Raw genomic sequence first — 8622 nt, 5'->3', positions numbered from 1 at the left:
GTCGGCGGTGAGCGGGTCCGCCGCGCCGCCGGCCAGCACGCGGCCGGTCGGCCGCCAGGGCGCCGGGCCCCGGACGGCCCAGCCGTCGATGCTCGACGTCGGGAACGCGGGTAGGTCGGTCAGCGCGACCAGGGGATCAGCGAGGGTACGGCCGTCAGCCCCGGCGAGCGGCACGTCCTCGGCCGGACCGGCCACCGCCCGGCCGGCCTCGTATCCGAACGTGCGTGCCTTGTCCCAGTCGACCGGGATGCTGTCTGCGCTCACCCGGAGAGCTTATGGTCGCTGCCGCCGATCTGGGCGACCGTGTGGACAAGGATCGGCCCCAGCACGGCCAGGCCGTCGCGTGCGCCGCCGGTCGAGCCGGGCAGGTTGACCACCAGCGTGCGGCCCGCCACCCCGGCCAGGCCGCGGGACAACGCCGCCGACGGCACCTTTTCCCTGCTGTACGCGCGGACGGCCTCGGCGATCCCGGGCACCTCGAAGTCGAGCAGCGGACGGGTCGCCTCGGGGGTCCGGTCGGTCGGAGTGACGCCCGTCCCACCGCTGGTGAGCACCACCTGGATCCCGTCCGCGACGGCGGCTCGCAGCGCCTCGGCCACCGGCTCGCCGTCGGGCACCACGACCGGCTCCGGGTCCACTTCACAGCCCAGGTCGCGCAGCCCGGCGACGAGCAGGGGACCGCTGGTGTCGGCGTAGACACCGGCCGCGGCGCGGTTCGAGGCGACGATGACGCGGGCGCGGATCACGGGCGGTCCTGCGGGCGCAGCCACTGGCCGGTCTTGCCGCCCTCTTTGCGCAGCACCCGTACGGCTTCGATGCTCGCCGCCGGGTCGACGGCCTTGACCATGTCGATCAGTGCCAGTCCGGCGGTGGCCACGGCGGTCAGCGCCTCCATCTCCACGCCGGTGCGGTCGGCCGTCCTGGTCGTCGCGGTGATGTCGACGCCGGTGTCGGTGATGCTGAGGTCGACGGTGACCCCGTGCAGCCCGATCGGATGACACAGCGGCACGAGGTCGGGGGTGCGCTTGGCGCCCATGATCCCGGCGATCCGCGCGACGGCGAGGGCATCACCCTTCGGCAGGCCGTCCCCGCGCAGCAGGGCGACCACTTCCGGGGTCGTGCTGAGCCGGCCGGCCGCGACGGCCAGGCGCTCGGTCACGTCCTTGGCTGTCACGTCCACCATGCGGGCTGCCCCATGGGCGTCGACATGCGTCATTTTCGCTGCGTTCGTCACCCGGACAGCGTATCGAGGGCGGCGGTGCGGTCCCTTATAAACCCGCGGATCCTCTCGCTTCGTCAGCGATCACCAACTTTGCGTAGCCATTTTGATTCGCAATCCGTTCCGCGCGGTGAATTGGGCCATCGAGCGCTTTCCAGCGGGACACAGCGAGGGCCAGGGAAGTAGATTGCAGTGCGGCCGCCACCCCGTGCACCAGGACATTTGCGAGGGTTTGGGCCGAGCCGGGGCCGGGAATGCTTGCTCACCCACCGACTGCGGAGCGTCATTCGTCCGCTACGCATTCGGTACAAAGTTCTCGATACTCGCAATTCGTGAAACGACCGACAAATCCTGCTTCCCCATTCCGTGATCTGTTCATAGCCTGTTGTCAGGAAACGAGCTGCGGCAGTTCGCAGAATTCTTCACGGCAGGAGCCCAGCAATGGGTCGCCCGGCATTCACGAGATGGGAGTTGCGAGATGCGTGAGACCGACTGGCACTGAAGCTGACACCCCGCAACCGTCACTCATGTCGACTGAGGGATTGACAGCCCGTACAGGCCTTGAGTCACCATGGGGTCATGGGAAGTTCGCAGTGAACGACGCGAAGACCGACAGGCAGCTCCGGCTGTATGTCGGTCTCGTCGCGTCCGGGGGGTTGGCCTGCCTCATCTGGGCCGCCAACTCGCTCACCGCGATCCCACCCGGCAAGCTGCTCTACCTGGCCGCGCTGACCGTCATCATCGCGTCGGCCAGCGGACGCCTCATCGAGCTGCGGGTCCGGTCGGACTACCGGGCGTTCACCTCGACCTCCGGTTCGATCCTGGTCGCCGTCGCCACCGTGCCGCTACCGGTGGCCGTGATCTGCACCGCCATCGGCGTCCTGATCGCCAAGATCGTCCTGCGCGATCCGCTGAAGGTCAGCTTCAACGTCGCCAAGAACACGATCGCCGCCACCGCGGCCGCCTCCGTCGCCTACCTGGCCGGGATCCGTCCGCCGGCCGACCTGAGCTTCCAGCACGGGCCGGAGCTCCGGCTCATCGCCGGTCTGATCCTGGCCGCGGCGGCCTACGCCGTCGTCGACGACCTGCTGGGCCACACCGTGGTGGCGATGGCCAGCCGGACGTCCTTCCGGCAGTCCATCACCCGCAACTGGGACGTCGTCGCCATCGTCCGGCTGGCCAACGTCGCGATCGCGGTCCTCATCGTGCTCGTGGTCGCCCTGCAGGCCCAGTTCATCGTCGCCATGGTGCCGACGGTGCTGGCCCTGCAGTTCGCGACGAAGAACAACATCGGGCAACGGTCGGACCAGGAGGCCTGGCGGCGCCTGGCGGCCAGCACCGGCCAGCTCAACGTCACAGATCTGACCGGGGTCCTGCACGCCGCCGTGACCCGGGTTCCGGAGCTCTTCTCGGCCGACGGTGCCGAGATCGAGCTGCGCGACGTCACGCCACCGCGGCTGGTGCGCGGCTCGGCCAGCCGGATCTCCTACGAAGGACCGGCCGCGAAAGCGCCCGCCCGGACCGGGGCGGTCATCGAGGAAGACCTGCGGGGCCCGGCGAACGAGAGCATCGGCGTGCTGCGGCTGCTGTTCCGCAAGTCGGTCAAGCTGAGCGAGTCCGAGCAGTACAAGCTCCAGACCTTCGCGTCATCGCTGTACACCGCGGTGCAGAACGCCCGGGCCTACACGGAGCTCAAGCGGATCAACGCCGACAACGCGTACGCGGCCGCGCACGACCCGCTGACCGGGCTGGCCAACCGGCGCGAGCTGCTGGAACAGGCACGTGGGCTCTTCGCGGCCCGGACCACCGACGGCATCTTCGCCCTGCTGCTGATCGACCTCAACCACTTCAAGGAGGTCAACGACACGCTGGGGCACACCGCGGGCGACGACGTGCTGCGCGAGGTCGCCCACCGCCTGGAGGCGGCCGCGACCCCCGGTGACCTGGTGGCCCGGCTCGGCGGCGACGAGTTCGCGATGCTTCTCACCGGACTGCCCACCCCCGCGGTGGCCGCGCACCGGGCGGCCGTGCTGCTCGACAGCCTGGAACGGCCGATCGAGGTCGAGGGCATGCAGCTCACCGTGCAGGCGGCCGGCGGCATCGCCCTGGCCCCCGGCAGCGGTGGCGTCCAGGAGCTGATGCGCCGCGCGGACGTGGCGATGTACCAGGCGAAGCGCGGCGGTCAGCGGACGGCGACCTACGCCCACGCGCGTGACACCGCCGACGTGGGCCGGCTCATGCTGGGCGGGGAGCTGTCCCGCGCGGTGGCCGAGCACGAGTTCACCGTGGACTTCCAGCCGATCGTCGACCTCGGCAGCGGTGAGGTGATCTCGGCCGAGGCGCTGGCCCGCTGGCACCATCCGCAGCACGGCCACCTCACGCCGGCACAGTTCCTGCAGACCGTCGAACGCTCCGGGCAGCTGCCGGGCTTCGTGAACGCGGTGCTGGAGCAGTCGCTGACCGCGTACCGGATGTGGCTCGAAGCCGGCTTCGACCTGCCGGTGGCGGTCAACGTCTCGCCGCGCAGCCTGCTCGACGAAACCTTCCCGGGGGCCGTGCTCGCCCAGCTCGCCCGGCACGCCGTGCCGGCCGACCGGCTGGTGCTCGAGCTGGCCGAGACCCTCACCCTGAGCCAGCTCGACGTCGTCGACCGGGCGCTGAACGAGCTGCGTGATGCCGGCGTACGGCTGGCCCTCGACGACTTCGGCACCGGCGTCTCCTCGCTCTCGGTGCTGTCCCGGCTGCCCGTGCACCAGCTCAAGATCGATCGTGGCTTCGTCCGAGCGGTCGAGACTTCGTCGGAGGCCGCTGCCGTGGTCCGCTCGACCGTGGACCTCGCGCGCAGCCTGCACCTGACGGTCGTCGCCGAGGGCGTCGAGAGCGAGCCGCAGCGTCTCGCGCTGTGGGAGCTGGGCTGTGTCGCGGGGCAGGGCCACCTCTTCGCGCGTCCGATGCGTTCCGGGCGGCTGCTGGCCACGCTGCAGCGTGGTTCCGCCGGACGTCCGGGTGTGCTGGCCGGGGCACTGCACCCGGCCGGGTCCGTCGTCCGGATGCCCCGGCGCCGGACGCCCGGGCAGGGCAGATCTTCTCTGCCACACTTGCCCGCGTGACTCTGCTCGCGCGACTCGACCGGGCCCGGGACGGCCTCGCCGCCGATGCCGCGCTGTACGGCCTCGCCGCCGCGTTCGCCCTGGTGACCGCGCTGACCTCGACGTTGCTGCCGCACCGGGCCTGGGGTGCCGTCGCCGCCTGGGCCTACCTCGGCGCGTTCCTGGTGGTGGCCGGGCAGCTGGTGCTGCGGCGGCCACGGTGGCGGATGGCGCTGACCTGGGTCGCCTGGGCCGGCACGGCGATCCTGCCGCTGGTGCTCGAGGCGGTGCAGCGGGCCGGCGGGCGTACTGATCGGGCGCAGGAGGAAGTGCTGGTCGTCGAGCACATGGGTGAGCGGCTGGCGAGCACCGGGACGCCGTACCTGGGGCCCGAGGCGATCGCCGCGCTGCCGCCGGGTGAGCAGTTGCTGGGGTATGCGCCGTACCAGCCGGGTATGGCCGTTTTCGGCCTGCCGCGCGCCGCCTTCGGTGACGTCTGGTGGACCGACGCCCGGGTCTGGTTCGCGGTGGCGACCGCGGCCGCGCTGATCGTGGCGATCCGGCTGCTGCCGCGGGGCGCGAGCCTGGTGCGAGCGGTGCAGTTCGCGACCGTACTCCCGATCTGTGCCCTGACCCTGGCCACCGGTGGCGACGACCTGCCGGTCCTGGCTCTCGCCCTGCTGGCCCTGGCCTTGTGCGCGAGCGGCCGCTACGGCGCCGCGGGCCTCGCCGTCGGCGCGGCCGCCGCCCTCAAGCTCTTCGCCCTGCCGATCGTCGTCGTCCTGGCCGTCCTCGCCCTCACCACCGGCAACGGCCGCCGCTTCCTGCCCGGCGCGCTCGGCCTGCCGGTCCTGACGCTGGTGCCCGCGCTGCTGGTCGACGGGAACGCGTTCGTCGAGAACGTGATCCGCTTCCCGCTCGGGCACGGCCTGGTGACCAGCCCGGCCCAGTCGCCGTTCCCCGGCTACCTGATCACCCAGGCGGTGCCGGGCGGTCGTTATGTCGCGATCGGCCTGCTGATCGCGGTGGCCCTGGCGATCGCCGTCGTGCTCGTCCGCCGGCCGCCGCGCACGGCCGCGGCGGCCGCGCTCTTCTGCGGGTACGGCCTGCTGGCCGCGATCCTGCTGATGCCCACGACCCGTTTCGGATACCTGCTCTACCCCCTCGCTCTGCTGGTCTGGGCACCCGCCCTCGGCGCAGCACTCAGCAGACCCACAGCAAGTACGGCACCACACGGAGACACAGCCTTGTACCGTTTGTGAGATGCAGATGACCTGTCCGAAGTGTCATGGCGAGATGCGGGTTTACGAGCGCAGCGGCGTCACGGTCGATCAGTGCACCGAGTGCCGGGGGATCTTCCTCGACCGGGGTGAGCTGGAGAAGCTCTTCGAGGCCGAGGCCAACTGGAACCGGCCGGGAGCGCCCGCCGCCCCGCGTCCCGCACAGGCCCCGCCCGTCGCCCCGCAGCCGGGTGGCTACGCCCCGCCGCCGCCCCCGCCGCCGCACGGTGGTGGCTATGCAGCACCGCCGCCGCCCGCCTACGGCCAGCCGGCATATCCTGCCGCAGCGCCCTATGGCGCGCCCCAGCCGCAGTACGGCGCCGGATACCACGGCCACTACCGCCAGGGTCACCACGGGCACTACCGCGGCCGTAAGAAGCACAAGGGCTTCCTCGACGACTTCTTCGGCTGAGCCGACCGCCGCAGCCCCGCCCGCGCCTTCTGGATGCGGGCGGGCTCGCGGCGTGCCAGGGTGCTGAGTCATGGGACTTCCCGCGTCCGCCGCGCTCGCCGAGGCCTTGACCGCCGCCTATGCCGGCGTGACGGCCGTCGTCCGTGATCTTGACGATTTCGACCTGCTGCTGCCGTCGGGCTGCCGCGGCTGGACGATCTGCGACCTGCTGCTGCACCTGAGCCTTGATCCGCAGCGGGCCCTGGTCGCGTTCGCCACTCCGGCCGACGGCCCGCCCGACACCGACTTCGTCACCTACTTCCGGTCGTTCCCGGGTGCTGGTGAGACCGGCGCCATCGCGCACGCCCAGTGGGTCCGCCGCACGGCCGCGGCCTTCACCCGGCCGCACGGCGTCGTCGAGCGCTGGACCGAGACGGTCGCCGCCGCCGGGTACGCGGCCCGCCAGGCCGACCCGGCAAGCCTGATCCGTACGCAGAACCTGGTGCTCCCCGTCCCGGACTTCATCGCCACCCTGATCACCGAGGCGGTCATCCACCACCTCGACCTGATCGTGTCGTTGCCGGACGCGCCCGACCCGGCACCCGAGGCCGTGGCGGTCGCGATGTCCACCGTGGACGGCCTCGCCGGCGGCGACGGTCTGCCGGACTACTGGTCCGAGCCGGAAGCCCTGCTCAAGTGCTCGGGCCGCGAAGAGCTCACCACCGACGACCGCGAAGTCCTGGGCGATCGCGCGGAGCTCTTCCCACTGCTGAGCTGACGACCTACCAGGTGCCGTCGTCGCGCACCCGTTCCGCCGGACCGTCACCGGTCAGCAGGCTGAGCAGGCCCTCGTCCAGGGTCTCGCCCAGGAACCACTCGCCGCCCTGGTCCAGCGCGAACAACCGGCCGCGCTCGTCGATCGCCACGATCGCGTCACCCTTGGCCTCCACGCCCAGCGGGAACAGCGGCGCCCCGATCACCTCGGCGAACTCACCCAGCACGTCCGCCGAGTGCGCCGCCGCCACGGGCTCGAGGTTGAGCCAGCGCACCCAGCGGCGTACCCCCGGGCCGCGCAGGCCGCAGAAGATCCCCGGGAAATCCATGATCGCGGCCCGGGCCGCCGGGAACGGCACGTGCCGGAACCGCAGGCCGGGCACGTTGACCACGTCGTCGATCATGCCGTCGGCCAGCACCTCGGCCACCACCGGCTGCATCGGGCGCCAGCCCGCGTCGGCCAGGGCCCCGGCGACCGGGTCCGGGAAGCGACCGGGCTGGGCGATGTTCTCCGAGTACGGCCGGAAGGGCTCCACAAACGCCAGATGCGACCACGGCAGCAACGCGAAGTCGACGAGCGTCAGGATGCACGACTCACACGGCCGCGCCACGGTCGCGCCCAGCGGGTCACCCCGGTCCCGGACGTAGTACGCCTCGAAGTCGGCGGTGCGCAACCACGCGCGCGCCTCATCCAGCGTCAACGGCTCACCACGCTGACGGTCGGCCTCGTGCAGGGCGTCGGAGAGCACGATCAGCTCGGCGTGACGTTCGGTGCCGCGCACTGTGCGCCCCGGCTCCAGGCTGCCCAGGTAGGCGCGGACCAGCGGGTGATGATCGATCTCCTGGTCACCCTTCGCACCGCGGGCGATGAACAGCCGGCCGTCGACGGTCAGATGCGCGGCGGTGGTGGGCGTCGGCCGGCGGCGGGCGTTGCGGCGCAGCTCCACCTCGGGATCGACCGTGCGGCGCTGGGCGACCACGTCCGGCTGGTGGGTGCGGTAGAGATCGGCGATCACCTCGGCGGGGACACCGGGATAGGTGGACAGGGCGCCGGTCTGGCGGTCGATGACCGTGCGGGCGCCGTCACCGGGGATGGGCAGCACGGTCGGCGGCTGTTTGGTCCAGACCACAAAACCGAGGTCGAACTCGGAGACCATGGGCAGGCACTCGTACCCCCGGCGCTCGGTCTCGCTGCGCGCCCAGCCGGCGGCGATCTCCTCGGCGTCCTCCCGCGTGATCATCTGAACCCCTGTCGCCCCGCATCCGTGTGCGGAGGTGAAACTACCGGACCACGACGCGTCGCGCCGCCCGGTAGGGTCACCTCGATCGATGGTCGGGTGCCGGGGGAGGACGACCGTGGCGGACATGGCGGATCGCGATGCCAACCACGCGCTGCGAGCGCGCTTCGACGACGTGTACGGGCAGTACCAGCGGCTCCGGTCCGGAATGGACGACATCCAGCAGCGGCTGGCGGAACTGCAGGTCACCGCGGAATCCGAGGACGGTCTGATCCGCGCGACGGTGGGCCCCCGGGGCCAGCTGATCGACCTGCGCCTGGACCGGCGGATCTACCGTGACATGGACGCGGCCGAGCTCGGCCGCAAGATCGTCGCGACCACGGAGAAGGCGGCCGCGCAGGTGGCGGAGCGGGTGCAGCAGATCATGTCCGGCTACCTGCCGGCCGACTCGGGCCCGATGCAGTTCATCCGGGACAACAACTTCGGCTCACTGCTGCGCCGGCAGGACGCGATCATGCGCGAGGCGGACGACAATGGCTGAAGAACTGTGGCTCGACCCCGACCGCGTGCTGAGCGGCGGCCGCGACCTGGCGGCAGCCGGCAAGCACCTGACCGCGGAGCGCTCCGGCGC

Annotated in this window: 8 protein-coding genes and 1 pseudogene; 5 read left to right on the top strand and 4 right to left on the bottom strand. The window is 71.6% G+C overall.

Annotated features, from left to right (window positions below; all coding sequences use genetic code 11):
* The 3 genes and pseudogenes from AB0C29_RS21555 to moaC form a co-directional block, all read right to left on the bottom strand.
* Positions 1 to 264, bottom strand: a pseudogene (locus tag AB0C29_RS21555) (molybdopterin molybdenumtransferase MoeA); the annotation flags it as partial.
* On the bottom strand, positions 261 to 746 hold the full coding sequence (locus AB0C29_RS21550) for a MogA/MoaB family molybdenum cofactor biosynthesis protein (RefSeq protein ID WP_360822704.1): 486 nt from the start codon (positions 744 to 746) through the stop codon (positions 261 to 263). The pseudogene AB0C29_RS21555 and the gene AB0C29_RS21550, both read right to left, overlap by 4 nt.
* A complete protein-coding gene (gene moaC / locus AB0C29_RS21545; protein ID WP_360822701.1) occupies positions 743 to 1234 on the bottom strand; it encodes a cyclic pyranopterin monophosphate synthase MoaC in 492 nt (163 codons plus the stop codon). Before moaC ends, AB0C29_RS21550 begins: the two co-directional genes overlap by 4 nt.
* A gap of 578 nt (positions 1235 to 1812) precedes the next feature.
* Here moaC and AB0C29_RS21540 point away from each other — a divergent pair.
* From AB0C29_RS21540 to AB0C29_RS21525, 4 genes are all read left to right on the top strand, one after another.
* Positions 1813 to 4329: a bifunctional diguanylate cyclase/phosphodiesterase gene (locus tag AB0C29_RS21540; RefSeq protein WP_360822698.1), complete on the top strand. Its 2517-nt coding sequence runs from the start codon at positions 1813 to 1815 to the stop codon at positions 4327 to 4329.
* A complete protein-coding gene (locus tag AB0C29_RS21535; RefSeq protein WP_360822696.1) occupies positions 4326 to 5570 on the top strand; it encodes a glycosyltransferase 87 family protein in 1245 nt (414 codons plus the stop codon). Before AB0C29_RS21540 ends, AB0C29_RS21535 begins: the two co-directional genes overlap by 4 nt.
* A 1-nt stretch (position 5571) precedes the next feature.
* Positions 5572 to 6000: a zf-TFIIB domain-containing protein gene (locus AB0C29_RS21530; protein WP_360822693.1), complete on the top strand. Its 429-nt coding sequence runs from the start codon at positions 5572 to 5574 to the stop codon at positions 5998 to 6000.
* Between the two features lie 70 nt (positions 6001 to 6070).
* Positions 6071 to 6757 carry a maleylpyruvate isomerase N-terminal domain-containing protein gene (locus AB0C29_RS21525; RefSeq protein WP_360822690.1) on the top strand — a complete coding sequence of 229 codons (687 nt, stop codon included), beginning with the start codon at positions 6071 to 6073 and terminating at the stop codon, positions 6755 to 6757.
* Positions 6758 to 6761: 4 nt separating this feature from the next.
* Here AB0C29_RS21525 and AB0C29_RS21520 read toward each other — a convergent pair whose 3' ends face one another.
* Entirely contained in the window at positions 6762 to 7994 is a 1233-nt protein-coding gene (locus AB0C29_RS21520) for an SUKH-3 domain-containing protein (RefSeq protein WP_360822687.1), read from the bottom strand.
* Between the two features lie 124 nt (positions 7995 to 8118).
* Between AB0C29_RS21520 and AB0C29_RS21515 the strand changes: the two genes are divergently transcribed.
* A complete protein-coding gene (locus AB0C29_RS21515; RefSeq protein WP_360546606.1) occupies positions 8119 to 8532 on the top strand; it encodes a YbaB/EbfC family nucleoid-associated protein in 414 nt (137 codons plus the stop codon).
* Positions 8533 to 8622 lie beyond the last annotated feature (90 nt).

This window comes from Actinoplanes sp. NPDC048791 (genome assembly GCF_040650095.1).
GTDB lineage: Bacteria > Actinomycetota > Actinomycetes > Mycobacteriales > Micromonosporaceae > Actinoplanes.
This window is presented reverse-complemented; position numbering and strand designations above follow the sequence as displayed.

Excerpts from the sequence above, each read along its gene's own strand:
- AB0C29_RS21525 (WP_360822690.1), top strand. The coding sequence starts at position 6,071 with ATGGGACTTCCCGCGTCCGCCGCGCTCGCCGAGGCCTTGACCGCCGCC.
- AB0C29_RS21520 (WP_360822687.1), bottom strand. The coding sequence starts at position 7,994 with ATGATCACGCGGGAGGACGCCGAGGAGATCGCCGCCGGCTGGGCGCGC.
- AB0C29_RS21515 (WP_360546606.1), top strand. The coding sequence starts at position 8,119 with ATGGCGGATCGCGATGCCAACCACGCGCTGCGAGCGCGCTTCGACGAC.
- AB0C29_RS21530 (WP_360822693.1), top strand. The coding sequence starts at position 5,572 with ATGCAGATGACCTGTCCGAAGTGTCATGGCGAGATGCGGGTTTACGAG.